This is a genomic window from Sphingomonas eleionomae (genome assembly GCF_049889035.1).
Classification (GTDB): Bacteria; Pseudomonadota; Alphaproteobacteria; order Sphingomonadales; family Sphingomonadaceae; genus Sphingomonas.
This window is the reverse complement of the sequence record NZ_JBLTWP010000003.1, coordinates 584,783-610,602: the sequence shown is the minus strand read 5'-3', so window position 1 is coordinate 610,602 and position 25,820 is coordinate 584,783. Positions and strand designations below refer to the sequence as shown.

Annotated in this window: 22 protein-coding genes and 1 tRNA gene; 13 read left to right on the top strand and 10 right to left on the bottom strand. The window is 64.7% G+C overall.

Going from position 1 to position 25,820, the window contains the following annotated elements:
* Positions 1–30 precede the first annotated feature (30 nt).
* The 4 genes from ACNI3Q_RS11115 (at position 31) to ACNI3Q_RS11100 (ending at position 4,688) form a co-directional block, all read left to right on the top strand.
* A complete protein-coding gene (locus ACNI3Q_RS11115; protein ID WP_426276631.1) occupies positions 31–1,335 on the top strand; it encodes a M20/M25/M40 family metallo-hydrolase in 1,305 nt (434 codons plus the stop codon).
* A gap of 54 nt (positions 1,336–1,389) precedes the next feature.
* Positions 1,390–1,998, top strand: a complete 609-nt coding sequence (locus ACNI3Q_RS11110; RefSeq protein ID WP_426276629.1) for a flavodoxin family protein — start codon at positions 1,390–1,392, stop codon at positions 1,996–1,998.
* Between the two features lie 41 nt (positions 1,999–2,039).
* On the top strand, positions 2,040–3,143 hold the full coding sequence (locus tag ACNI3Q_RS11105; RefSeq protein WP_426276627.1) for an AraC family transcriptional regulator: 1,104 nt from the start codon (positions 2,040–2,042) through the stop codon (positions 3,141–3,143).
* Between the two features lie 87 nt (positions 3,144–3,230).
* Positions 3,231–4,688 carry a S41 family peptidase gene (locus ACNI3Q_RS11100; protein WP_426276625.1) on the top strand — a complete coding sequence of 486 codons (1,458 nt, stop codon included), beginning with the start codon at positions 3,231–3,233 and terminating at the stop codon, positions 4,686–4,688.
* Positions 4,689–4,695: 7 nt separating this feature from the next.
* Here the strand turns inward: ACNI3Q_RS11100 and ACNI3Q_RS11095 are convergent, their stop codons facing one another.
* Positions 4,696–5,670, bottom strand: a complete 975-nt coding sequence (locus ACNI3Q_RS11095) for a quinone oxidoreductase family protein (RefSeq protein ID WP_426276623.1) — start codon at positions 5,668–5,670, stop codon at positions 4,696–4,698.
* Positions 5,671–5,773: 103 nt separating this feature from the next.
* Here ACNI3Q_RS11095 and ACNI3Q_RS11090 point away from each other — a divergent pair, with 103 nt between their 5' ends.
* Entirely contained in the window at positions 5,774–7,198 is a 1,425-nt protein-coding gene (locus ACNI3Q_RS11090; protein WP_426276621.1) for an aldehyde dehydrogenase family protein, read from the top strand.
* A 6-nt stretch (positions 7,199–7,204) separates the two neighbouring features.
* Here ACNI3Q_RS11090 and ACNI3Q_RS11085 read toward each other — a convergent pair whose 3' ends face one another.
* The 3 genes from ACNI3Q_RS11085 to ACNI3Q_RS11075 form a co-directional block, all read right to left on the bottom strand.
* Complete coding sequence (locus ACNI3Q_RS11085; protein WP_426276620.1) at positions 7,205–7,726, bottom strand: DUF192 domain-containing protein; 522 nt, start codon at positions 7,724–7,726, stop codon at positions 7,205–7,207.
* Complete coding sequence (locus tag ACNI3Q_RS11080; RefSeq protein ID WP_426276618.1) at positions 7,726–8,316, bottom strand: cold-shock protein; 591 nt, start codon at positions 8,314–8,316, stop codon at positions 7,726–7,728. The genes ACNI3Q_RS11085 and ACNI3Q_RS11080 overlap by 1 nt, the downstream gene beginning before the upstream one ends.
* A gap of 63 nt (positions 8,317–8,379) precedes the next feature.
* Positions 8,380–8,916, bottom strand: a complete 537-nt coding sequence (locus ACNI3Q_RS11075; protein ID WP_426276616.1) for a regulatory protein RecX — start codon at positions 8,914–8,916, stop codon at positions 8,380–8,382.
* Between the two features lie 118 nt (positions 8,917–9,034).
* On the opposite strand from ACNI3Q_RS11075, the gene ACNI3Q_RS11070 reads away from it, so the two are divergent.
* From ACNI3Q_RS11070 to nusG, 5 genes are all read left to right on the top strand, one after another.
* Positions 9,035–10,807, top strand: coding sequence for a fatty acyl-AMP ligase (locus ACNI3Q_RS11070; RefSeq protein WP_426276702.1), 1,773 nt, complete (start codon positions 9,035–9,037; stop codon positions 10,805–10,807).
* Positions 10,808–10,890: 83 nt separating this feature from the next.
* A complete protein-coding gene (locus ACNI3Q_RS11065; protein WP_426276614.1) occupies positions 10,891–13,248 on the top strand; it encodes a putative bifunctional diguanylate cyclase/phosphodiesterase in 2,358 nt (785 codons plus the stop codon).
* 46 nt (positions 13,249–13,294) lie between these two features.
* A tRNA-Trp gene (locus ACNI3Q_RS11060) sits at positions 13,295–13,370 on the top strand.
* Positions 13,371–13,507: 137 nt separating this feature from the next.
* Positions 13,508–13,705 carry a preprotein translocase subunit SecE gene (secE, locus tag ACNI3Q_RS11055; protein WP_260022339.1) on the top strand — a complete coding sequence of 66 codons (198 nt, stop codon included), beginning with the start codon at positions 13,508–13,510 and terminating at the stop codon, positions 13,703–13,705.
* Positions 13,706–13,724: 19 nt separating this feature from the next.
* Complete coding sequence (gene nusG, locus ACNI3Q_RS11050; RefSeq protein WP_260022338.1) at positions 13,725–14,261, top strand: transcription termination/antitermination protein NusG; 537 nt, start codon at positions 13,725–13,727, stop codon at positions 14,259–14,261.
* A gap of 535 nt (positions 14,262–14,796) precedes the next feature.
* Here nusG and rhaT read toward each other — a convergent pair.
* From rhaT to rhmD, 5 genes are read right to left on the bottom strand one after another with little or no spacing between them, the layout of a single operon-like run.
* Positions 14,797–15,888: an L-rhamnose/proton symporter RhaT gene (gene rhaT / locus ACNI3Q_RS11045; protein WP_426276611.1), complete on the bottom strand. Its 1,092-nt coding sequence runs from the start codon at positions 15,886–15,888 to the stop codon at positions 14,797–14,799.
* Between the two features lie 4 nt (positions 15,889–15,892).
* Positions 15,893–16,789 carry an amidohydrolase family protein gene (locus ACNI3Q_RS11040; RefSeq protein WP_426276609.1) on the bottom strand — a complete coding sequence of 299 codons (897 nt, stop codon included), beginning with the start codon at positions 16,787–16,789 and terminating at the stop codon, positions 15,893–15,895.
* Positions 16,790–16,806: 17 nt separating this feature from the next.
* Positions 16,807–17,553 (bottom strand): SDR family NAD(P)-dependent oxidoreductase, encoded by a 747-nt coding sequence (locus ACNI3Q_RS11035; protein WP_426276607.1) that lies wholly within the window; start codon positions 17,551–17,553, stop codon positions 16,807–16,809.
* Positions 17,550–18,404, bottom strand: coding sequence for a 2,4-didehydro-3-deoxy-L-rhamnonate hydrolase (locus ACNI3Q_RS11030; protein ID WP_426276605.1), 855 nt, complete (start codon positions 18,402–18,404; stop codon positions 17,550–17,552). The genes ACNI3Q_RS11035 and ACNI3Q_RS11030 overlap by 4 nt, the downstream gene beginning before the upstream one ends.
* A gap of 13 nt (positions 18,405–18,417) precedes the next feature.
* Positions 18,418–19,602: an L-rhamnonate dehydratase gene (gene rhmD / locus ACNI3Q_RS11025; RefSeq protein WP_426276603.1), complete on the bottom strand. Its 1,185-nt coding sequence runs from the start codon at positions 19,600–19,602 to the stop codon at positions 18,418–18,420.
* A gap of 140 nt (positions 19,603–19,742) precedes the next feature.
* On the opposite strand from rhmD, the gene ACNI3Q_RS11020 reads away from it, so the two are divergent.
* The 3 genes from ACNI3Q_RS11020 to lldD are packed head-to-tail and all read left to right on the top strand — an operon-like array spanning position 19,743 to position 22,503.
* The gene (locus ACNI3Q_RS11020) at positions 19,743–20,561 is read left to right on the top strand and encodes an IclR family transcriptional regulator (protein ID WP_426276601.1); all 819 of its coding nucleotides are present in this window, start codon (positions 19,743–19,745) and stop codon (positions 20,559–20,561) included.
* Positions 20,562–20,590: 29 nt separating this feature from the next.
* On the top strand, positions 20,591–21,355 hold the full coding sequence (gene lra1 / locus ACNI3Q_RS11015) for an L-rhamnose 1-dehydrogenase Lra1 (RefSeq protein WP_426276599.1): 765 nt from the start codon (positions 20,591–20,593) through the stop codon (positions 21,353–21,355).
* Positions 21,352–22,503, top strand: a complete 1,152-nt coding sequence (gene lldD, locus ACNI3Q_RS11010; protein ID WP_426276597.1) for an FMN-dependent L-lactate dehydrogenase LldD — start codon at positions 21,352–21,354, stop codon at positions 22,501–22,503. Before lra1 ends, lldD begins: the two co-directional genes overlap by 4 nt.
* Before the next feature lie 12 nt (positions 22,504–22,515).
* Here lldD and ACNI3Q_RS11005 read toward each other — a convergent pair whose 3' ends face one another.
* The gene (locus ACNI3Q_RS11005; RefSeq protein ID WP_426276595.1) at positions 22,516–25,320 is read right to left on the bottom strand and encodes an MHYT domain-containing protein; all 2,805 of its coding nucleotides are present in this window, start codon (positions 25,318–25,320) and stop codon (positions 22,516–22,518) included.
* Positions 25,321–25,820: the final 500 nt, after the last annotated feature.

Genomic DNA, 25,820 nt, shown 5'->3' with positions numbered 1-25,820 from the left:
AACGCTGAAACTGCCGATAGCCTGTGCGGCATGACCCTGCGCCCAATCCTGTTCGTCGCCGCCATGGCCGCCCTGCTGCCCCTGACGCCATCGACCGCGCAGGAACCCGCCCTTGCCGCCGCGGTGAAGGCGGACGCCGCGCAAGGTGAGGCGCTGCTGAAAACACTGGTCGAACAGAATAGCGGCAGCCGCAATCTGGCGGGGGTGACGCGGGTGGGCGAACTGGTGCGGGCCGAACTCACCGAACTGGGGTTCGATGCGCGCTGGGTCGACATGCGCGAAACCGGCCGGGCCGGACACGTGGTCGCCACCCATCGCGGCAATGGCAAGGGCAAGCGCGTCCTGATGATCGGCCATCTGGATACCGTGTTCGAACCCGATAACGGCTTTACCGGATGGAAGGTCGAGGGACGCCGCGCGATCGGCCCCGGCGTGGTCGATGACAAGGGCGGCATGGTCGTGATCCTGCAGGCACTGCGCGCGATGAAGGCGGCAGGGACGCTGGCCAGGGCGGACATCATGGTGGTGATGACCGGCGACGAGGAAGCGACCGGCCGTCCGCTGGACGTGGCGCGGCGCGATCTGATCGCGGCGGGCGACTGGGCCGACGTGGCGCTGGAATATGAGGCGGTGGCAACCGAGGACGGGCGCGAATTCGGCACCACGGCGCGGCGCAGCTCGACCAGCTGGACGCTGAGCGTCCGGGGCAAAACCGGACATTCCAGCGGCATTTTCAACGCGGCGCTGGGATATGGTGCGAATTACGAGCTGGCGCGCATCCTAGATACGTTCCGGCGCGAGCTGGCCGAACAATATCTGACCTATAATGTCGGGATCATGGGCGGCGGTGCGCCCGCAGCACTGGCCGAAAGCGGCGACAGCGTGACGGCGTCGGGCAAGACCAACATCATCGCCGAAACCGCCTTTGCCCGGGGCGACCTGCGCGCGCTAACGCGGGAGCAGAATGATCGGACGATCGCGCGGATGAAGGCGATCGTCGCCGTCAGCCTGCCGGGAACGCAGGCCGAAATCCAGTTTGCCGAAAGCTATCCGCCGATGGCGCCGACGGCGGGCAACCGGGCGCTGCTGGCCGAGCTGAACCGGGTGAACCGCGATCTGGGGCTGCCGGAAATGGCGGAGTTCGATCCGGCCAAGCGGGGCGCGGCGGATTCCAGCTTTGTCGCCGACCGTGCCGATACGCTGGGTGGCATGGGCCCTGCCGGCGGCAATGCCCATGCGGCGGGGGAATGGGTCGATCTGGACAGCATCCCGCGTCAGGCGCTGCGTTCCGCCATGCTGATCACCCGGTTGTCGCAAACGCCGCGCGGGAACTGACCCGGCCATCCGTTCGTCTGGCTGTTGGCGGGGGTACCGACCGGAGATGACGCCATGCCCATTACTGCCCTTGCCCTGAACTGCACCCTGAAAGCGGATGAAGGCGCGCCGTCCAGCACCGATGCAATGATCGCGGTGCTGGCTGACGCCCTTGCCAAGCATGACGTTACCATCACCGAAACCATCCGCATCGCCGCACACGACGTCAAACCCGGCGTCACCTCGGACGAGGGCGACGGCGATGCCTGGCTCGCGATCCGTGAGAAGATCCTGGGCGCCGATATTCTCATCCTGGGCGGCCCGATCTGGATGGGCCAGATCGGTAGCGTGGCCAAGCGGGTGCTGGAACGGATGGACGCGTTCATCTCGGAAACCGACGATGCCGGCCGGATGCCCAGCTATGGCAAGGTCGCCGTGGCCGCGATCGTCGGAAACGAGGACGGCGCGCATTTTTCGTCGGCCCAGATTTTCCAGTCGTTGAACGATGTCGGATTTACCATCCCGGCGGTCGCCGCCTGCTATTGGGTGGGCGAGGCAATGGGATCGACCGATTTCAAGGACTTGGAGGCCACGCCTGAAAAGGTGCTTGAGACTGCCGCCATGGTGGCCGGAAATGCGGCGCACCTGGCGACGCTGCTGAAACAGTCCCCCTATCCGGGATAGTCAGCTGTTGAGCCAGACTGGCTTTTCGTTACGGTTGGGCAATGCTGGAGGGGCTGGTATTCGGGTGGCGCACGGCGGTGCTGCTGGTGGCGGCGGTGCAGTTGCTGGCCATTGCGGTCGCACTGGCCCGGTCCATGGTCAATCGTGCGGCCAACCGGACGCTTGCCGTGCTGCTGCTTGTGATGGCGTCGATGATCACGCCGTGGATCATCGGGTTTGCAGGCTTTTACGATCGCTGGCCGTGGCTGACCTTTGCGCCATTCCAGATCAGCCTGGCGGTCGCGCCGCTGTTCTGGTTGTACGCCGTCGCGCTGGTCACCGGTGCATGGCCGCGGCGAGGGGCGCTGCACCTGATCCCGGCGGCGGTGCAGCTGATCTACCTTTGCGGCTGTTTCCTGCTGCCGCTTGAGGCGAAATGGGCATGGTCCGATCGGTCCGATCTTGCCTATGGCGTGCTGACCGGATCGGCGCTGATTGCCGGTTTTGCCTGGTATGGCCGGATAAGCCGCGACCTGATCAGCACCTATACCGCCGCCTTGGTCGATCATGTCGGCGACGATCATCGCTATGCGCCCCGCTGGCTTCGCAATGCGATGATCGGGGCGGCCATCCTGTTCCCGATATGGGCGGGGTACAGCATCGCCGGCCTGTTCATGCCGATCAGCTATCATGCCTATATGGGCCTGTATCTGACGATCGCGGGCGTTGCCCTGTTCCTGGCGATCGAGGGGTGGCGCCATGCCGTCCTTCCCTTTCCAAGGCTGGCGGATCTGGCGACGCCTGCGCCGGCGGTGTCGCCCGGCCGGGACTGGCAGGTGCAGGGCGAGACATGGGCAGAGGCCATCCGCGTGGGCGGGTGGGCAGCCGAACCGGGACTGACGCTGGCCCAGACCGCGCGCCTGCTGGGTACCAATAGCAGCCATTTGTCGCGTGCACTGAACGACGGGCTGGGGGTCAATTTTTCGACGTTCATCAACCGCTTGCGGGCAGAGGCGGTTGCGGCGGCAATGGTGCACCAGCCGGGGCACACCCTGCTCGATCTGGCCCTGGCCGCAGGGTTCAGTTCGAAAGCCAACTTCAACCGCGCCTTTTCCGAACGCTTTGGTGCGGCGCCAAGTGCCTGGCGGGCACGTCTCACATCGTGAATATCGGCGTCCATCGATGATTTGAGGCGATGGACCGGGCAATTCCGGCCATCCGGTCGGCCATCAACGCAAACGGGAGTGGCACGGATGAACCGGCGGGACTGGCTTAAGGGAATGATTGCGGCGGGGGTGATCGGCCCAGTCGCGGGGCGTGCAACCATGGCGGTGGCGGCGTCCACCATGGACGACATGGCGGTGCTGCGCGGCGCGCTTGCCCTGCATCCTGGCCTGTACCGCTATTCCAGCTCACGCCAGATGGCAGGCCGGATCGACCGGCTGGCGGAACAATGGGCGGGGCTGGCGACGCTGGAGCAACGCTATCTGGCGCTGTCGCGGCTGCTCAGCACCATCCGCTGCAGTCACACGCACTGCAACCCGTTCAATCAGACGCGCGTCGTCGCCCAGCAGCTGTTTGACCGTCCGACCCGGTTGCCGCTGCGCTTCACCTGGATCGACGGGCAGATGGTCGTCGTGGCCGCCGGGCGCGGGGCAGAGGCGCTGGTGCAGGGAACCACCGTCACCCGCATCAATGGCATCCCCACGCGGCGGATGCTGCGCGACCTGCTGCCCTATGCCCGGGCCGATGGCGGGAATGATGGCAAGCGGACGTCGCTGATGGCCGTGCGCGGGAATGAGCGGTTCGAAACATTCGACCTGTTTCAGGGGCTTTTGTTTCCGCCTGTCGACGGCGGGTTTGCGATCGACGCCGTGTTGCCGAACGGTCGGGGGCTGGCAATCACCGTGCCCGCCATCACCCTGGCCGAACGCCGGGCGGACCAGAGGGGGATCGAGGACAGCGCAGCCAACGACAAGCCCCTCTGGGACTGGACCGTGACGGACGGCATCGCCGTGCTGACCATGCCTAGCTGGGTCACCTATCGCGGCAAATGGGACTGGAAGGCGTGGCTGGACGACCGGTTTGCCAGCCTGGGCGACGCCCGGGGCATCGTCATCGACCTGCGCCACAATGAAGGCGGCACGGACTGCGGCGACCATTTCCTGTCGCGGCTGGCGGGTGCGGAATTGGAATTGCCGGGATATCAGACGCGGCTGCGGTATCGCACGACGCCGCCGGCACTCGACCCCTATCTCGACACATGGGACGACAGCTTTCGACGGTTGGGCGTCGATGCGGTGGCCATCGACAATGGCTATTTCTGGCGGTCCGACCGGGAGGCGGTGGATCGCATCCCCGCGATCGGCCCGCGTGTCCGCTGCCCCGTCGCAGCGCTGGTCGGCCCGGCATGCAGTTCGGCAACCTATGGCTTTGCCCGGCGGGCGAAGCAGTCGGGCCTGGTTCGATTGTTCGGGCAGGAAACGGGCGGCAACCTGCGCGGGATCAATGGCGGGTCCTATTTCTTCGTGCGGCTGCCGCAAAGCGGGCTGGAATTCGACCTGCCGATCAACGGCTATTTCCCCCTGACGCCGCAGCCCGACAGCGGGGTGATGCCCGACGAGCGGGTGGCCCCGTCGGTCGCGGACATTGCCGGTTCGCGCGATCCCGAAATGGCCGCGGCCCGCACGTGGATCCTTGGTCGGGGATAAGAGCGGCCTACGGAATCAGTAGGGTGGAACCGATCGTATGCCCGCCCTCGATCAGCCGATGGGCCTCCGCCGCCTGATCGAGGGGGAGGCGCTGACCGATCTCGACCTTCAGCACGCCCTGCTCGATCATGGCGAACAGCCGAGCCATGCCGTCCGCCCGCTCGTGCGGCAGGGTGTAATAGTCGAACAGTTTCGGCCGGGTGACGAACAGCGAGCCATGCTGGTTCAGCGCGGCCAGCTTGACGCCCTCTACCGGGCCGGACGCGTTGCCATAGCTGATAATCAGACCGCGCGGCGCCATGGATGCCAGCGATGCTTCCCAGGTCGAGGCGCCAACCCCGTCAAAGGCCACGGCGACGCCCGCCCCGCCGGTCAGCGCGCGGACCCGTTTGGCCACATCCTCCTTTTTGTAGAAGATCACATGATCGCACCCGGCGGCGCGCGCGCGATCCGCCTTTTCCTCGCTGCCGACCGTGCCGATCACGACCATGCCCAGATGGTTGAGCCATTGGACGAGCAGGTGCCCCACCCCGCCCGCAGCGGCATGAACCAGCACCGTATCGCCGGGCAGCAGCGTCGCACAGCGTTCGACCAGGAACTCGGCCGTCGCCCCCTTTAGCAGCACGGCGGCCGCCACGTCGTCGGTGATCGCGGGCGGAAGGTCGAACAGGGCGTCGGCCGCCACATTGCGCGCATCGCAATAGGCACCGAGCGCAGGACCGAATGTCGCCACCCGCGCGCCGGGCGCGAACCGGGTCACCCCCTCTCCCACCGCCTCGACGACGCCGGCAGCTTCAAGGCCAAGGCCGCCGGGAAGCGGCACGGGATACAGGCCCGAACGATAATAGGTATCGATGAAGTTGAGGCCGATTGCGGTGTTACGCATCCGCACCTCGCCCGGTCCCGGCAGGGGCAGGTCGCGGTCGACGATCCGGATGACGTCCGGCCCGCCATGCGCCTCTATCATCGCCATTCGCGTCATCTGTCCGTCCCTTTCGCTGGTACCGCCGCCTTGCACCCGGCCGGCTGCATCGCCATCAACGTGGAAAGGTCGGTAGGACGCAGGGCCGGCAGGAGCAATCGGAATGAGACAGCATCTGAAGCACTATATCGACGGGCAATGGGTCGACAGCCTGGGCGGCACGCCGCACCCGGTGATCAATCCCGCGACCGAGCAGCCCTGCGCCGAAATCATGCTGGGCACCGCCGCGGATGCCGACCGCGCCGTCGCCGCCGCTGTTCGCGCCTTTCCAGCCTTTGCGCAGACCAGCGTTGCGGACCGGGTGGACCTGCTGCGCGCGGTGCTCGACGCCTACAAGGCGCGGGCGCGGGAAATGGCGGCAGCGATCAGCGAGGAAATGGGCTGTCCCATTTCGATGGCGGCGACGGCTCAGGTCGGGTCCGGGGTCGGCCACCTGAATGCAGTCATCAAGGTGCTGGCCGATTTCGAGTGGGAGGAGCGGATCGGCAACCACCTGGTCCGGCGCGAGCCGATCGGCGTGGTGGCGATGATCACGCCGTGGAACTGGCCGCTCAATCAGATCGTGTCAAAGGTCGCTCCGGCGCTGGCCGCAGGATGCACCATGGTGCTGAAACCGTCGGAAGAGGCGCCGAGCTGTGCCGCGATCTTTGCCGAAGTGCTGGACAAGGCGGGCGTACCGGCCGGCGTGTTCAACATGGTCAATGGCGATGGTCCGGGGGTCGGCGCGGCACTGTCCGGCCATCCGGGCGTGGACATGGTCAGCTTCACCGGCTCCACCCGCGCTGGCGTGCTGGTCGCCCGGGCGGCGGCGGATACGGTGAAGCGGGTGCATCAGGAACTGGGCGGCAAATCGCCCAACCTGATCCTACCAAGCGCCGACCTGAAACGAGCGGTGACGACGGGCGTGCTGACCGTGATGAACAATTCCGGCCAGAGCTGCATTGCGCCCGCGCGGATGCTGGTGCCGGCCGACAGGCAGGACGAGGCCGCCGAAATCGCGCATCAGGTGATGGACAGCGTGACCGTGGGCGATCCCGATGCAGAGGGGCGCCATATCGGCCCGGTCGTCAATCGGACGCAGTGGGAAAAGATCCAGCGGCTGATCCAGACGGGCATCGATGAGGGCGCGACGCTGGTGACCGGCGGGACCGGCCGGCCGGAGGGGCGTAACCAGGGCTATTATGTTCGCCCGACCCTGTTCCGCGATGTCGACAATGGCATGACCATCGCGCGGGAGGAGATTTTCGGGCCGGTCGTCACGCTGATGCCTTATACCGACGAGGAACAGGCGATCGCGATTGCGAACGACACCGTTTACGGCCTGTCCAGCGTGGTGTGCGGCGAGCCGGAACACGCCCGGCGCGTCGCCACCCGCATCCGGGCCGGTATGGTCTATATCAACGGCGGCCAGCCCGACCCAATGCTGCCCTTTGGCGGGTACAAGCAGTCGGGCAACGGCCGCGAACATGGCCGGTTCGGGCTGGAGGAGTTTCTGGAGACAAAGGCGGTGATGGGCGTCTTTGCCTGACGCGGCCTACTGCTTGGCGCCGGTCCAGCGCACCGTGTCGCCGGGCGCGATGCCCAGTTCGGCCGCCCGGCCACCGCGCAGTTCAAGCACGGCGCCCACCGGCTCGCCCGAACGGATCGGCACTTCCGAAAACGGCTCGGTGTTTTCCGCGATGGTGGCAATCGAGCCATCCTGGCGGATGAACAGGATATCCAGCGGCGATGGCGTGTTGCGCATCCAGAAGCTCGCCTCACGCGGGCCGCCGCCTTCCGCCGGATAGGGGAAAAACAGCATTCCGCCATTTTCCGGAATGTCGGTGCGGAACATCAGGCCGCGATCCTGTTCCTGACGGGTGCGCGCCTGTTCAACCTTGAACGCGTGCGTCTTGCCATCCGCCGTGGTGATGGTGACGGCTACGCTGGCCTGTTCCGTGCCGCCCGTCGTGCCCTGTGCCACGCCATTTTCGGCGCAGGCCACCAGTGCCGGAGCGGCGATGAAAGAGGCAGCGATCATCGCCGCCAGTTTGAAACCCGAAAATCCTGTACGCATTACTGACCGTCCATTTTCTCCACGGCGACCGCCAGCGGCCCCTTGGCACCGTCGACAATGCGCGCACGAAGCGGCTGTTCCGGCTCGACCTCGTCGATCCCCGCGCTGCGCAGGGTTTCCATATGCACGAAGATATCGGCGCTGTCTTGTGGCCGCACCAGAAAACCATACCCTTTCAGCCGATTGAACCACTTTACCGCAACCGGTTCGAACGGTCCGGCATCGGCGATCAACCGGGTGCGTTCCAGCCGGTCGGTGGCACGGGGGCGCGGCATTTCCAGCGCGGTGCTAAGGTCGATGCTGAGGATCTCGCGCGCCTGAAGCCCACGATTGCGCGGAACGGCGACGCATTCGACCCGCGCACCTTCCGGCAGGCTGCGGCGGCCGTGCGGCTGCAGCACGGTGAAATGGACCAGGATGTCGCCCATGCCATCATCGGCAACGACAAAGCCGAAGCCGCGCGTGACATCGAACCATTTGACGACGCCCGTGGCGACAATACCGGGCTCGGCGGCAGGCACTGCACGGCCCGGCTCCGGCAAAATGTCCGGGGTCATGTCCCCGATCAACTGATGATGTTCGGCTCGCATCGAAAATACCCCCGAGCGACGAGCTTAACACAGCATTTATGTGAAGGTGAATATTTGTTTCGCTTACGCATTATCCACAGGTTCGAGAGCGTCGTCGCCGGGCTTCATGCGCACGATCCTTGCCGAAAGTGCGGGTGCGTGCCCTGCGCGGACCATCGCCGCGACTTGGCGCCGCTGCTGGTCGGGATCGGCCAACGCTCTGGAAAACGGCCCGAAACGGCGTCGTTCGGCATAACGCAGCGCACGCTGTTCCGCCGAACTGTCCGTTGAATCAATGGTTTCCTGGCGCAGGGGTTCGTCGATGCCAGCCTGACGCAGCGCCATGTCGATCCGTCGGCCGCCCATCCCGCGACGGGACAGTGCGCGCGACCGCGCATCGGCATAAGCCCGATCGTCGACATAGCCGAGCATGACCATGCGGTCCGCAATGGATCCTGCATCCGGCCGGGGGCCCTCCACAGTACCGCGTTCGAACAGCTTGCGCTCGAGATAGGCGAGCAACCGGCCGCGCGATGTGGCGAATCGCTCGACATAACGCAGCGCCAGACGCTCCAGCGCAGCGTGGTCGAGCGGAGGGCGATTCGGGTTGGATCGATCCATGCGCCATGTTTGTGCCACACTGGCATCCGATTTTGAACGCGACTGCGGGCCAGAGCGTCCGGCCAACCTGATGGTTAAAGGCTGAACCCGGCCGCATATTGGGGCGCGAGTGATTGAGATGATTGAAGAAACCGCAACACGAACTGCTGCAAACACCAATGAGCCGGCGCTGGTGCCGACGCCGTTGGAGGACGCTTTGCCGCGCCGTTTTGCCGATTTCGATAACCTGGGCGAGGCGCTGGATTATGCGGCGCAGGGTGTGCGCGGCCTGAATTTCCACGACGCGCGGGGTCAGCTTGCCCTGCCCTATCCGTTCAGTGCGCTGCGCACCGATGCCCTGGCACAGGCAAAGCGCCTGATCGCAGCCGGGATCAAGCCGGCGGACCGGATCGCGCTGATCGCGGAAACCGGACCTGAATTTGCCAGCCTTTTCTTTGGCGCGGTCTATGCCGGCGCATGGCCGGTGCCGCTGCCGTTGCCGACCAGCTTTGGCGGGGCGCAAAGCTATATCGACCAGCTGACGGTTCAGCTCAAAAGCTGTGATCCTGTCCTGCTCATCTATCCGGAATCGCTGGATGCGATGTGCCAGGATGCGGCACGGCAGTGCAATGTGGATGCAGTGGCATGGGAAGCGTTCGGTGATCGCCCCGCGCCCGAAGCGGAACTGCCCAAGGCGACCCCGGACGATATCGCTTATCTGCAATATTCCAGCGGATCGACCCGGTTTCCGCATGGCGTTGTCATCACGCACCGCGCGCTGCTGAACAATCTGGCGGCCCATTCGCACGGGATGCGGGTGGAACCGCGTGATCGGTGCATTTCCTGGCTGCCCTGGTATCATGACATGGGCCTGGTCGGATGCTTCCTGTCGCCGGTCGCCAATCAGGTGTCGACCGACTATCTGAAAACCGAGGATTTCGCTCGGCGGCCGCTCGCCTGGCTCGATCTGATCAGCCGCAATCCGGGCACCTCGATCAGCTATTCTCCCACATTCGGCTATGACATCTGCGCCCGCCGCGTATCGAGCCAGACGCGCCCGGGCGAGCGGTTCGACCTGTCGCGCTGGCGCCTGGCGGGCAACGGTGCGGACATGATCCGACCCGACGTGATGCAGAGCTTTGTCGATGCGTTTGCGGTCGCCGGGTTCAAGGCATCCGCCTTCCTGCCCAGCTATGGCCTGGCCGAGGCGACACTGGCCGTGTCGATCATGCCGCCCGCAGAGGGGATCGTGGTCGAACTGGTCGAGGAAACGCAGCTTTCCGGCGGCAGCCATGCCCAGGCCAACCGGCCACAGCGATATCGCGCAATCGTGAACTGCGGCAAGCCGGTCAAGGACATGACCGTCGAGATCCGCGACGAATATGGCCAGCCCCTGCCCGAAAAGGCGATCGGCAAGGTGTGGTGCACCGGCCCGTCGATCATGCAGGGCTATTTCCGGGATGCTGAGGCGACCGCGGCGTGCATGACCGACGGATGGCTGGATACCGGCGACATGGGCTATATCTCGAACGGCTATATCTACATCGTCGGCCGCGCCAAGGACATGATCATCGTCAATGGCAAAAACCATTGGCCGCAGGATATCGAATGGGCGGTCGAGCAGCTGCCCGGGTTCAAGCAGGGCGATATCGCCGCCTTTGCCATCACGACACCGGGCGGCGAGGAAACTCCCGCCGTGCTGGTGCAATGCCGCACGTCGGACGAGAAGGAGCGGGTTCGCCTGCGCGATGAAATCCGCGAACGGGTGAAGTCGGTGACTGGCATGAACTGCGTGATCGAACTGATCCCGCCGCGCACGCTGCCCCGCACCAGCTCCGGCAAGCTCAGCCGGGCCAAGGCGCGCAACCTGTATCTGGCGGGCGAGATCAAGCCCTATGACATTGCAGCATAAAATTGCTTTGTTACGCTGAATTCATGATGATCGCCGTGCGCGGCCTAACCTCTCGCTAACCAGCCGGGGGTTATGGTCGGCGAGTGAGCGATGCTGTCCAATCCCAGTTTCCGCACCCGCGGATCGATTTTCGAGCCCTGCTGGGTCTGTATGACCCGGCGGACGATACCGATTGGGGGCCGATCCGCGCGGCCCAGCTGAATGCCGGGCGACAGTTGGCCATGCTGATGCTGGGCGCCAGCGTCCTGACCGCGACACTGGTGGTCATGCTGTTCCGCGCTGAACAGCCCTTGTGGCAACTGGCCTGCTGGTGGGCATTCGTCGCGGCCATCTCCTCCGCTGTTGCGTTTCGCCGCCTTTCGGCGGGCGGACCGGCGCTTGCCACTGCAGAGGTGCGGCAGGTGCGCGACACGATGCTGGACGGCGTTGCGCTGGCCGCTGTCTGGTCGGTACCGCCGCTGGCGTTTTCGCCGGGTGCCACGACGGACACGCTCTTTGGCCTTTGGATGATCCTGGCGGTGCTGATGGCGGCGGCTGCCTTTGCCATGGCCGCGCTGCCGCTGGCGACGTTGGTGTTTCTGGCCATCACGGGCATTGCTGCGGCGGTCATGCTGGCCATCCAGGCGCATTTCGCGCTGGCAGCGGCGACGATGGTGTTCATGGCGCTGTTGATGCTCGCCTGCTTCGCCCGTGGCGAATCGCTGGTGGTGCTGCGCGCAAACGAGATTGCGCTGGGCGAGCGGGATCAGACGGTCAGCCTGTTGCTGCGCGAGTTCGAGGACGACGGGTCGGACTGGCTGTGGGAAATCGACGCCCAGCGCCGCCTGACCCGGGCCAGTCCTCGATTTGCGCGGTCGATCGGGGTGGAGCCGGCGGACATTACGGGCCGGTCGCTGCTGGAGGTGCTGGCCGGGCCGTCATGGGAAGCGGGGAATTTCCACCCCGGCCTTCGCGAGCTGTCCGAACGGCTGAAGCAGCGCGAGCCGTTTGCCGACATCCTGCTGCCGGTCCATGTCGCGGACCAGCAGCGCTGGTGGGAAATCACCGCCAGCCCGCGCTATGACGACCGCGGCACGTTCCTTGGCTATCGCGGCGTCGGATCGGACGTGACCGAGGCGCGGGCATCGGCGGAAAAGATCAGCCGGTTGGCGCGATACGACCTGTTGACCGGCCTGCCCAACCGGCTGTCGATCAACGAATCGCTGGCACGGGCGCTGGAGCGGGCAGACCAGTGGCGCTCGCGGTGCGCGCTGATGATGATCGACCTCGACCGGTTCAAGGCGGTGAACGATACGCTGGGCCATCAGGTCGGCGACCGCCTGCTTGGCAAGGTGGCGCAGCGTCTGGCGCAGCTGGCCGGCGAAAATGCGGTGATCGGGCGGCTGGGCGGCGACGAATTTGCGCTGATCATCCCCGACGCCACTGATTCAAAGGCGGTCGAACAGCTGGCCAATCGCATCATCGACACGTTGTCGCGCCCCTATGAGGTCGATCAGAACACCTTGTTCATCGGCGCAAGCATCGGCCTTGCCACTGGCCCACGGGACGGGCGGAGCGCGGAAACGCTGATCCGGTCGGCCGATCTGGCGCTGTACCGGTCAAAGGATGCCGGCGGCGGCAATGTCCATATCTATGAGCCGCAGTTGCACGTCGAGGCCGAAGAAAAGCGCAAGCTGGAAATCGCGCTGCGCAGCGCGCTCGACCTGGACGAATTTTCACTGAACTATCAGCCTGTCGTCGATGCGACCGACGGACGGCTGACGGGATTCGAGGCGCTGCTGCGCTGGTACAATCCGGAACATGGCCAAGTGTCGCCCGCGCGCTTCATCCCGCTTGCCGAAGAAGCGCGGCTGATCCCCGCAATCGGCGCGTGGGTGCTGAAACACGCATGTGCAGAGGCGGCGCGCTGGCCCGCCAATATCCGGATCGCGGTCAACGTGAGCGCCGAACAGCTTTATTCCCCCAATTTCGTGGGGCTGGTGTCCCATACGCTGCAGGAGACGGGCCTGCCGGCCGAACGGCTGGAGCTGGAAGTCACCGAAAGCGTGTTCATGCGCGAAGGGACCAGCGCGATCCGGGTACTTGAACGGGTGCTCGATCTTGGCGTGCGCCTCAGCCTCGATGATTTCGGCACGGGCTATTCCTCGCTCGGCTACCTCAGCCGCACGCGCTTTTCCTCGATCAAGATCGACCGCAGTTTCGTGCAGGGGGCATCGCGCGGGGAAAAGGAAGCGATTGCGATCATCCGCGCCGTCGTCGCCCTTGCCCAGTCGCTGAACATGGCAACCACGGCCGAAGGCGTCGAGACCGAGCAGGAGCACGAACTGGTCCGGATGCTGGGCTGTACCAAGGTACAGGGCTATTATTTCGGACGCCCCCTGCCCGTCGACGAGGCGCGCGCGATCGCGCTCAACAGCGGTTCTTCCAGCGCCGCCGCATAATCGCTTGCCGAATGCGCAATGGATTTGTAGGAGGTGCGCCGCGCGTACGAGTGTAGCTCAGTTGGTAGAGCATCGGTCTCCAAAACCGAGGGCCGCAGGTTCGAGTCCTGCCACTCGTGCCAGCTTGCGCTTCCCTTTACGGCGCGCTAAGCGAGCACCAATCCGATAGCGTTGGATCATTCGCACCGGCTCCTCTTGCAAAGGACCGGGCGGAGGGCCCATGTCCGGCGGCGGATCAACTGATTGAGGATTTGAGACCGTGGCAAAGACCAGCCCCGTCGAGTTCGTGAACCAGGTGAAGGCCGAGGCCAGCAAGATCGTTTGGCCGACGCGGCGCGAAACGATCATGACCGGCGTGATGGTGCTGATCATGGCCAGCATCCTTGGCATCTTTTTCTTTGCCGTGGACACCATGTTCAAGCTGATCGTCGACACGCTGTTGTCGCTGGCGAAGTAAGAAAAGAAAGACGCATCCCATGAGCCGCTGGTACATCATTCACGCCTATTCCGGGTTCGAGAACAAGGTGCGCGAGGCGATCCTGTCCGAGGCGACTCGCCTGGGTCTGGAGCCGATGGTCGAAGCGATCGAGGTGCCGGTGGAAACCGTGACCGAGGTGCGTCGCGGCAAGCGGGTACAGTCCGAACGCAAGTTCATGCCCGGCTATGTGCTGGCCAAGCTGAACCTGAACGACGATGTCTATCACCTCGTCAAGAACACGCCCAAGGTGACGGGTTTCCTCGGCTCGATGGGCAAGCCCCAGGCGATCAGCGAAACCGAAGCCAAGCGGATGCTGAACAGTAAGGAAGAAGCCGCCGCCGCACCGAAGCAGAAGGTGAAGGTCGATTACGAGATCGGCGACGCGGTCAAGGTGCTGGAAGGTCCGTTCGCATCGTTCAACGGCGTGGTCGAGGAACTGGATTTCGACAAGTCGAAGGTCAAGGTTTCCGTCAGCATCTTTGGCCGCGCCACCCCGGTCGAGCTGGATTTCGACCAGGTCGAACGCAGCAAGTAAGCAAAGCCGTCGCCTGACGCTGATGAACCAAATGGCCGCGAGCGCAAGCGCGTTCGCGGCCGTGCTTTTTTTCAGGCTGATGGTTCGGCTGCTGGCATGAGAGCTGGTGCAGCCGGTGGGATGGCGGAGGATTTCCGGCCAAACCGCCCCAGGATCGCCAGATAGACGATGCCGACGCCAAGGCCGATGAAAGCGCATGTCGTCATCTGCCAGCCCGTTGCGCCCTGCATCCCGGGGCTTGCCATCTTGCTGCGATCATCTCGCGGATGGAACCGGAAGTTCAGGCGGAGGTTGAATGATCGAGCGGGTGACAAGGTGAACGACCATGTCCAGTACCGATTTCCTCTCGTCCTTGAGTTTGACGACCATGATTGTGGTGGTTGCTATTGCGGCAATCGCCCTAGCGCTGTTCTTGCGACGCCGGAGCAATCGCCATCCGCTCAGGGATCGGGAGGAGCGAAACGTCGCGGCCGATCTGGACGCAGGGCGAGATCCACCGGATCATTTGCCGCGAGCGTAATCGGCGGCGGCGATTTCAGGCAGCACTGCCCAGGCTGTTGCCATAGCCGATGACGATGGTGGCAAAGACGAGCAGGCCGACGCCGGTCCAGACGGTTGCCCTGATGCGGGCTGACGCGCCCTTCCATTCGCGCAGGGCAAAGCCCCAGATCGTGCCGAAAATGATGATCGACGCCATGTGCAGCGTCCAAGACGAGTAGCCAAATTCGCCCATCTGGCTTTCGCCCATGGTGTAGAAGAAGAACTGGAAATACCAGGCAGTCCCGGCGATCGCACACAGGGCGAAATTGGCCAGCAGGGGCACGGGAGCAGCCGGCGATGCCCCGGTTTCGGATGCAGTCCCAGCTGAACGACCCAGCCATTGTCCCGCGCTGCCGTTGCGCAGGATCAGGACGGTGCACCAGATGCCGTTGGTGACCAATCCGCCGAACATGACCAGGCACAGCACCGGCAGGCCGGTCCATAACGGCCCCGTGCCGCGCGCAGCACTGATCGCCTTGATCGGCTCGCCCGCCGCCAGCCCAAAGGCGAAACAGGCGGACATGATCCCGGAAAAGACCGCGACAAGGATGCCCTTTCGAAAATCGAACTCGGCGACTGTTGCGGCCTTTTCTTCGGCTGACTGCGCCTGATCCTTGGCGGCACCTGCGCGCGCGACGACGATGATCCCGGCCAGGGTGATGGCAAGGCCGAGCAGGTTGATCCGGCCGCTGAGCGTACCGAGCAGCTTTGGCGCAAACTCGCCAGTGAACAGCGGGGGAATGATCGTGCCGAACACGGTGCACAGCCCCAGGACGACAGCCATCCCCAGCGAAAGGCCCAGATACCGCATGGTCAGGCCATAGGTCAGACCGCCGAACCCCCAGAGCAGCCCGAAAAACACCGGCCAGAGCAGCACCGGTGCGGGTGCCTCGCCCAGTACGCCCAGCAGGTCGTTGGTCTGAACCGACGCGAACAGCCATGGCGCGATGGCCCAGGAAAACAGACCGCCGGTCAGCCAGTAAATCTCCCACGACCAGCGCCGGACACTGCGATAGGGCACATAGAAACTGGCCGAAGCAAGTCCGCCCAGCCAGTGAAACAGTACGCCGAGCAGCGGATTGCCCATGCCGTTACAGCTCCAATCCCATGCGATAGATGCGATTGGCGTTGCCGGCAAAGATCGCACGGCGCTCCGTGTCGGACAGATGGCTCAGCGCCGCGTCCATGCGGGCCAGCGTCGCATCGAAATCGCCAAACAGGCGGTCGGTCGGGAAATCGCTGGCCAGCATCACCCGGTCGGTGCCGAACAGTTCGACCAGTTCGACGATCCGTTCCCGCATCGCCCCTTCGTCCGGGGTGCGCCAGACAAAGCCAAGGCCGGACAGCTTGACCGATACATGATCCAGCTGGGCGAGCAGCGCCATGGCCGTGCGCCATTCCTGCGCCCCGTCCACGCCCATGCCGGCATGGTTGATGATGACGGGAACGCCGGTATTGGCGGCAAACAGGTCGGCCACACCAGCAAACTGGCCCGGATACGCCTGAAAATCAAAGGACAGGCCATGATCGGCCAACTGGGCAAAGCCGGCCCGCCACACCCGGTCCTGCGTCAGGTCGGCGGGGGTATAGGTCCGGTTCGGATCGGGATGCCAGTTGACGATGTGCCGAATGCCGCGGATGCGGGGCCGGCTGGCGTGCACGGCCAGCATGGCGTCCAGGCTGGGATGATTGAGCGCGGCATGGGCGACCAGCACGGTGGGCAGGCCGGCTTCATCGCCCATTTCGTGCAGCCAGTCGGTTTCGTTGACCGACTGCACGGGATTGGCCCCGGCTTCGACATGGACGGCGCCGACGATGTTCCACTTCGCCCCCTCTGCCCGATAATCGGCGGGCAGATAGGTGCTGGCGATCGCCGCTACGCTGCCATTGGGACCGGCATCGTCGAACGGCGGCTTCAACCAGGGATAATCGATCCGATCGAGATCCCACAGATGCATATGGGCATCGATGAAGGGCAACCGCTCCATGCCGGTCTCCGTCCTGTTCAATAGGTGGTTCGGCCGCCCGAGGTGTCGAACACCGATGCCGTGGTGAAGCTGCATTCCTCGCTGGCCATGAAACAGACCATCGCGGCGCTTTCATGCACTTCGCCCAGCCGGCCCATCGGAATTTTCGAGCGCATGTAATCCACCTGGCTCTGAGGCAGCTGCGCCAGGATCGGGCTTTCGAACGTGGCCGGGGTCAGCGCGTTGACGATCACGCCCTTGCCGGCCAGTTCCTTGCCCAGCGACTTTGTAAAGCCGATCACACCCGCCTTGGACGCGGAATAGGCGGACGCGTTGGGATTGCCCTCCTTGCCCGCAACAGACGCGATGTTCACGATCCGGCCATAACCATTGGACAGCATATGCGGGACGACAGCACGGTTGCAGTAGAACAGGCCGTTCAGGTTGATCGCGATGGTCCGTTCCCACCCCTCCAGCGGAAATTCGGTGACGGGCACGGTCGGGCCAGTGATCCCCGCCGAACAGACAAGGATATCGACCCGGCCAAGCGCGGCTGCGCTTTCGGCGGCAGCGGCTTCGACGGCGACCGCGTCGGAGACGTCCACCCTGACGCCGTGAACCCCGCCCAGCTGATTGCGCGCCTCATCCAGCGCGCCGTTCATGTCCCACAGCGACACCGTGCCGCCTTCGGCAAGGATGCGCTCCGCGACTGATCGGCCCAGGCCCGATGCGCCCCCGGTGATGATTGCCGCCCGGCCGGCAAAGCGTCCCGGATAGCTGGTCATCCGAGCACCTCATCACCCAGATGGCGCCATTCGACCACCTGCTGCTGCTGTTCACCAAGCCCGGCGATGCCAAGCCGCATCGTGTCCCCCGCCTTCAGATAGATCGCCTGCGGCTTCTTGCCCTCACCCACGCCCGGCGGCGTGCCGGTGATCAGGACATCGCCGGGGTACAGCGTCACATATTCGCTGACATAGCTGATGATCTGCGCCACGTTGAAGATCATCGTGCGCGTATTGCCGGTCTGCATCCGCTCGCCATTGACGTCGAGGAACATGTCCAGCGCCTGCGGGTCGCCGACCTCGTCCGGCGTGACAAGCCACGGACCCAGCGGGCAGAAGGTGTCGTGCCCCTTGCCCTTCGACCACTGGCTGCCGCGCTGCTTCTGATTGAAGCGTTCGGACACGTCATTGGCGATGGCGTAACCGGCGACATGATCCAGCGCGGCGGATTCGTCGACGTAACGGCAGGTTTTGCCGATGATGACCGCCAGTTCGACTTCCCAATCGCTATGGGTCGACCCCTTGGGCAGCATTACCTCGTCATTCGGACCGGTCAGCGCCGACAGCGCCTTCATGAACATGACCGGCTCGGTCGGGATCGGCAGGTTCGATTCGATGGCGTGATCCTCGTAATTCAGGCCGATCGCCACGATCTTGCCGATGCCGGCCACCGGCACGCCCAGCCGCGGCTCACCCTCGACCAGCGGCAGGCTGTCCACATCGACCGACAGGCCGTCGATCGCATCGACGGTGACATCGGACAGGTGCCCGGCCAGATCGCGAATCCGGCCCTGACCATCGATCACACCGGGCTTTTCGGCCCCGCGCGGGCCAAAACGACAAAACTTCATCTCGGACTGTTCCTTAATGCTGATAGGGGCGGTGAAGGGCGATATCGCGATTGAGCTCGACACCGAACCCTGGCTTGTCGAGCGCACTGATCGGCAGGCGACCGTTCTGCGGCACCGGTTCACCAAGCAGTTGCGGCGAGAACATCGGCACCACCTCGGTCGGGCCGGGGTGCATCATCAGAAACTCGGCAAAGGGCGAATTGTGGCGCGTCGCCACGAAATGATAGCTGTAGACGGACGAGCCGTGCGGCACGACCAGCTTGCCGCGCGCATCGGCCAGCGCGCTGATCTTGATGAGTTCGGTCAGACCGCCGCACCAGCCCACATCGGGCTGAATGATGTCGCAGCAGTCCATTTCCATCAGCATCCGAAAGCCCCACCGCGTCGCTTCATGTTCGCCGGTGGTCACCAACATGCCGCGCGGCACGTTGCGCTTCAGTTCGGCATAGCCCCAATAATCGTCGGGGCTGATCGCCTCCTCGATCCATTTCAGGCCATGCTCGTGCGCAGCAATGGCCAGCCGCGTGGCATAGTCCACGTCCAGCGCCATCCAGCAATCCCACATCAGCCAGAAATCGGGGCCGCAGCGCGACCGCATTTCGGCCAGTTCGGCGATGTTCTTGTGCAATCCCTCAATGCCCTCGGCCGGGCCGTGGTGCAGCGGCATCTTGCCGCCGATGAAACCCAGTTCCTTGGCGATGTCGGGCCGGGCGCCGGTGGCATAGAATTGCAGTTCGTCCCGGACGGCGCCGCCCAGCATCTGATGCACCGGCTCGCCGCGCAGCCGCCCGAGCAGATCCCACAAGGCCAGATCGACGCCGGACAGGGCGTTTACCACCAGTCCCTTGCGGCCATAATATTGGGTAGAAAAATACATCTGGTCCCAGATCTTCTCGATCTCGGCGGGATTGCGCCCTTCAAGGAAGCGGGCGAGATGCTTTTCCACGATGTAGCAGGCCGGTTCCCCGCCCGTGGTCACCGCAAAACCGATCGTGCCGTCATCCGCCTCGATCTCGACCACCAGCGTGCCCAGCACATTGATGCCGAAACTCTGCCGCGACTGGCGATATTCGGGATATCGGCTCATCGGCGTGGCAATGTGGTCGTCGATCCAGTGGCCCTCGCCCTGGTCATGGTAATCGGCCCCGCCGCCGCGCACCGTATAGGCGCGGACGTGCCGGATAAGCGGAAATTTCATAAGCCCTTTTGCTCCATGCTGGCTTGCCCCTCCCCCTTGCTTGTCCGTTCCGTGCAGCACACGATCCCCAAAATGCTGCGCGTGACCGGATGACAAGCACGCCCTTGACATTTTCACATTATGAGACAGAGTATTATTAAATGAGAACGACGTCGTCAAATCCTGAATCAGCCGACGGGGCGACTGGCGCGCGTTCCTCCGTCGCGGGCAGCCAGACCCTGATGCGCGGGCTGGACGTGATCGAGGCGGTGACATCAAGCCCGCTGACCCTTGTCGAACTGGCTCAGACGCTTGGGCTGACCCGGTCGACCACGCACCGGCTGGCCAGCGCCCTGATCGAACGGCGGTATCTCAGCTTTGCCCCCCGTATCGGGTATCGGATCGGACCCAAGCTGCTGGAACTGGGCTTTATCGCCCAGCAACAGACCGACATTGTTCAGGTGGCGCGCGACCATCTGGAACGACTGGCCGGCCTGACCGAGGATACGGTGCATATCGGCGTGATCGACGCCGATCGGGCGCTGTATCTCGACAAGATTCCGGGCCGCCGCCGGGTGGAAATCTCCAGCCGGGTGGGCGATCGTCAGGCGCTGACTTCGACCGGACTTGGCAAGGCGCTGCTCCTGGACAGCACGCCCGCAACCTGGGAACGGCTGTTCCGCGAAGATCAGGCAGCGGGCGCGCCGCGCGCCGAATGGTCCGTCTGGCAGGAACGGATGATCGGCTATGTCCGGGCAGGCCGCGCCTATGACCTTCAGGAAAACGAGGATCTGATCCGGTGTGTCGCCGCGCCCATCCGGGGCGCAGGTGGCGCGATCGTCGCGGCGATCAGCGTGTCGAGCGCGGCGCAATACATGTCCGATGACCGCATGGAATCGCTGACCGACGATGTGCGCCGGACAGCAGCCGCAATCAGCGCGGACCTGGGCTGGTCGGGCAAGGACCCCGAGGCGGTCTGAACCAGAATATTCGGCAAATGGAGAGCTGCATGGGATTGCTTGAGAACAAGGTCGTGCTTGTCACGGGCGCATCGACCGGCATCGGCCGGGCGGCGGCCATTGGCGCTGCCCGTCACGGCGCGGACGTCGTGCTCAACTATGCATCCAGTGACGCCAAGGCCGCATCGGCAGTGGCGGAGATCGAGGCGCTGGGCCGCCGCGCGCTTGCCGTTAAGGGTGATGTTGCCGAAGCGGCGACGGCAGCCGACTTTGTCGCCCGCGCGGTGGATGCGTTCGGGCGGGTCGATGTCCTGGTTTCCAATGCCGGCATCTGCCCGTTCCACAGCTTTCTGGACATGCCGGCCGACGTGATGGAGCGCACGATGCGGGTGAACCTGCACGGCGCCTATTACATGTGTCAGGCAGCGGCAAAGCAGATGGTGGCACAGGGCGACGGCGGTGCCATCGTCGCGGTATCCTCCATCTCCGCACTGGTCGGCGGGGAATATCAGACCCACTATACTCCGACCAAGGCCGGCATCCATTCGTTGATGCAATCCACCGCGATTGCGCTGGGCAAGCATGGCATCCGCTGCAATTCCGTGCTGCCGGGCACCATCCTCACTGAAATCAACAAGGACGACCTGGCCGATCAGGCCAAGCGCGACCGCATGACCGCGCGCATCCCGCTGGGCCGGCTGGGCGAGGCGGACGACCTGGCCGGGCCGATCATCTTTCTGGCGTCCGACATGGCTGCCTATGTCACCGGGGCTGCCCTGCTGGTGGACGGCGGGGCGTTCGTGAACCTGCAATGATCCGCAAGGCCGCATCCGCAATCGACTATCGGGAACTGGCGCGTCGGCGCCTGCCGCCTTTTCTGTTCGAATATATCGACGGTGGCTCCTATGCCGAGGTGACGCTGCGTCGCAATGTCGAGGAGCTGAGCGGCATTGCGCTGCGCCAGCGCGTGCTGACCGGCACGGATGGCATCGACCTGTCGGCCAGCCTGTTCGGTGAGGCGATGTCGATGCCGATTGCGCTGGCACCCGTTGGTCTGGCCGGCATGAACGCGCGGCGCGGCGAGACTCAGGCGGCGCGGGCGGCGGCGGAGGCCGGCGTGCCGTTCTGCCTGTCCACCGTTTCCTGCTGCCCGCTGGACGAGGTGGCAAAGGCAAGCCCGCGCCCGTTGTGGTTCCAGCTGTACATGATCCGCGACCGCGGCTTCATGCGCGCGCTGCTGCAACAGGCGCGCGATGCGGGTTGCACCACGCTGATCTTTACCGTCGACATGCCGGTGCCCGGTTCGCGCTATCGCGACTATCATTCGGGTCTGGCGGGCGCGTCCGGCCTTGCCGGCGATCTGCGCCGCATCTGGCAGGCGGTAAAGCACCCCCACTGGGCATGGGACGTCGGTGTCAATGGCCGCCCGCATCAGCTGGGCAATGTCGCGCCCGTGCTGGCCGGGAATACCGGGCTGGAGGATTTCTTTGCGTGGATGCGCAACAATTTCGACGCCAGCGTGACGTGGAAGGATCTGGATTTCATCCGCACGGAATGGACCGGGCCATTGATCATCAAGGGCATCCTGGACGCCGAGGACGCGCGCGCAGCCGCTGATCTGGGCGCGGACGGCATCGTCGTATCCAACCATGGCGGGCGTCAGCTGGACGGGGTGCCGGCCACTGCCCGCGCCCTGCCCCCCATCGCGGCGGCGGTGGGCGATCGCCTGACCGTGCTGGCCGATGGCGGCGTGCGGTCGGGGCTGGACGTGGTGCGGATGCTCGCGCTGGGGGCAAAGGGCGTGCTGCTGGGCCGGGCCTGGGCCTATGCGCTGGGCGCAAAGGGAGAGGCGGGCGTTACCCACCTCCTCAACCTGATCGATGCGGAAATGCGGGTTGCGATGACGCTGACCGGATGCCCCACCATTGACGCGATCGGGCCGCACATCCTGGTCAAGGACTGAGCGGCCCGCCGTTCAGGCAGGCGACCCGGACAGCACCCCGATGGCGTTGGCCAGTTCGTCCTGCCGGAACGGCTTGGTAAGGCGCGGCAAATCGGCATCGATGCCATCGGCGTCGGCATAGCCCGACACGACCAGGATGCGCAGATCGCCAAACCGCTCGCGGCACGTGCGGGCAAGGGCGTTGCCGGTCATGCCCGGCATGAGGTGATCGGTGATCATCAGGTCGGGCCGATACCCGCCATCAAGCAGCGCAAGCGCCTCGTCCCCGGACCCGGCAACCGTGACATCGAACCCGATGTCCGACAGCATCTGTGCCGTGGTGCCGCGCACCAGATCCTCGTCATCGACCAGCAGGACCTGACCAGAGGACCGACGCGTCGACGGATCGCCTGCTACCGGCTTGGCAACGGGCAGGTCGCCGCAAGCGGGCAGCCAGATGCAGATGCTGGTCCCCCGTCCCGGCGCGCTGTCGATGGTCAGCGTGCCGCCAAGCTGAGAGGCAAGGCCATGCACCATGGACAGGCCAAGCCCGGTTCCCCTGCCCAGCGCCTTTGTCGTGAAAAACGGTTCGATGGCGCGTGACAGCGTCTCGCCATCCATGCCGGTCCCGGTATCTTCGACCATCAGCCGAAGATACGCACCGGGCGCCAAACCCGACCCGTCGCCGGGATCGACCACGGCGCTGGACACGCCGATGGTCAGCGTGCCCCCATCCGGCATCGCGTCCCGGGCATTCACGGCCAGGTTGAGCAGCGCCATTTCCAGCTGGTTGGGATCGGCGGTGGCCGGTCGCAGCATGGTCGGCGTATCGAGGATCAGGTTGACCCGCGGTCCCACCGTGCTGGTGATGAGGCCGGCCATGTCCGTCACCAGTTGCGACAGGTCGACGGCCACCGGCTGCAACGGCTGGCGACGGGCAAAGGACAACAGGCGATGGACCAGCGTGCGTGCGCGTTCCGCCGACTGCAGCGCCCCGTCGATCAGGCGCCGGTCCCGGTCATCCCCCACCCCCTTGCGATGCAGCCGATCAAGCGCGCCCAGCATTGGGGTCAGCAGATTGTTGAAATCATGGGCGACCCCGCCGGTCAGCTGCCCCATCGCCTCCATCTTCTGCGCCTGTTGCAGCGCCTCTTCGGTCTGGACCTGTCGCGTGACATCGCGGCTCGATCCGATGATCCGGACGACGTGACCGGCAGCGTCGAACAGCGGCACCAGCGTCGTATCCAGATAGCGCCGGTCCCCGGTTTCGGGGTATATTTCGCGATACTGGTAAAGCTGCCGGGTCTCGACAACATGACGATAGGCGCTGGTCACGCGCTCGGCCAGATCGGGGGACAGGATTTCGCTGATCGTCCTTCCCTCAAGCTCATCCAGCGCAAAACCGACGATTGCCTGATGCGCGGGATTGAGCTGTTCGACAAAGAAATCGCCATCGGAGCGCACGCCGATCACGAACAGCCGATCCGGCGTGTTTTCGAAATAGGCGCGGTACAGCGCATCCGCCTGCCGTCGCCGGTCCTCGGCAAGCCGCAGTTCGGCTGTACGCGCCTCGATACGCAGTTCCAGGCTGGCGTTCAGCGCGCGCAATTCGCTTTCCGCCGCCTGGCGTTCGATGAACAGCCGGATGCGCTCGGCAATATCCTCGATCAGCGCGATCTCGTCCGCCCGCCAGCGGCGATGGCTGCGGTCGTTCAGATAGACGATGCTGCGCAACCGGGCGTGCCGGACGAACGGAACGATCAGGAATGCGGCATGATCCGCCGCCCCGCCATCGGGCCTGCCGGCAACGGTAATGGATTGGAGGAGCGGCAGGTTCTCGCTGGCAATCATTCCGCCTGTCGACAGCGTGTCCAAGGTCGACGGCACAAAGCGCGCGGCATCGCTGCCCGCCAGCGGAGGGACGCTCCCGTCGCTCCAGCCCACGACGAAATCGAAACTGCCGCCACTGGCATCCCATTCCGCAAATCCCGAACGGACAGCCCCGAAATGCTCGCCAAGCGCACGGGCGATGGCGGACAATGCCTCGCCGCTGTCCTGCCCGCGCAGCGTATCGGCAATGGTCAGCAGCAGCGTCGTGCGCGCCTGTTCCTGCGCGGCGCGTTCGATGAACCGCTGTACCCGGGCAGCCGCAAGCGCCAGGATCAGGATCATCGCCGTGACGACGGAAATCGAAAGGCCGAGCGCCGTCTGATCGAACAGCGCCACGCCGCGCTTGGCCGAATCGGCATCCGGCACAAACCCCACGCCCGCCATTGCGGCATAGTGCATCCCGGCAATGGCCACGCCCATTACCATCGCTGCGCCTAGTTGCCGACCGCGACCAAAATCGCGTGACGCCAGCCAGACCGCAGCCGTCGCCGCGGCCAGCGCGATCAGAATGGACAGCGCAACCCAGCCGAAATCGTACACCGGGGCCAGGCCCGTCATGTGCATCCCGGCCATTCCGACATAATGCATGGCCGCAACACCGCCGCCGATAAACACCCCCGCAAGGCCGATGCGCAGGGTTTGGGGTCGATTCCAGTCCATCCCGCCAAGGCCCAAGCCGGTCACACCGATGGCCAGCGCCAGCGATACCAGCGTCAGGGCAAGCTCATGGCGCATGACCATGCCGGGCATATGATAGGCCAGCATGGCAACGAAGTGCATCGACCAGATGCCGCCGCCCAGCGCCAGCGCTGCAGCGCAAAGCCACAGATAGGTGGCGCGGCCGCTGGTCGCGCGCATCCGTGCGACGATGCTGAGTGCAGTGAACGATGCAAGGACGGCGATGCCGATCGATACCAGCACCAATGCCGGATCGTGTGTTCCCGTCATTACCATTTGACCGACATCGGCCGAACTGCCCAATGAACTACCCTTTGACCCGATGCGCCGGTTCCTGAACTTTCCTGTCTCTCCGGCCAGAACTGAACGGAAAAGGCAATCCTCTTTCGGTAATCATCATGCGTGCAACGATCCTGCAATCTGGAGGCCGCGACCCAAGTGCGATTGCCCATATCGGGACAGATCGGGTAGCTGGGCGGATCGGCAGCGGCGCTGCGCATCGGTGATCGGGGATGGCAGCTGCGCAGGCGTGCGACTGAAAGGGAGTAACAATGCGCACGCCTGCCGCCCCGGGCGGGCTTTAGCCTCTGCGACCCGAAAACCGTGTCGATGCCGGTATCGCCCCATCGGTAGCTTATTGATAGATCGCAACAATACGTAACTTACATCGATGAAAGCAAAAGGGATCGGCGGAGGCATCGGCACAGTCATGCCCCCCGATCGCGCGTGACACGGCGGCCGCCGCCAAGGCATCGGCCGATCCGATTTCC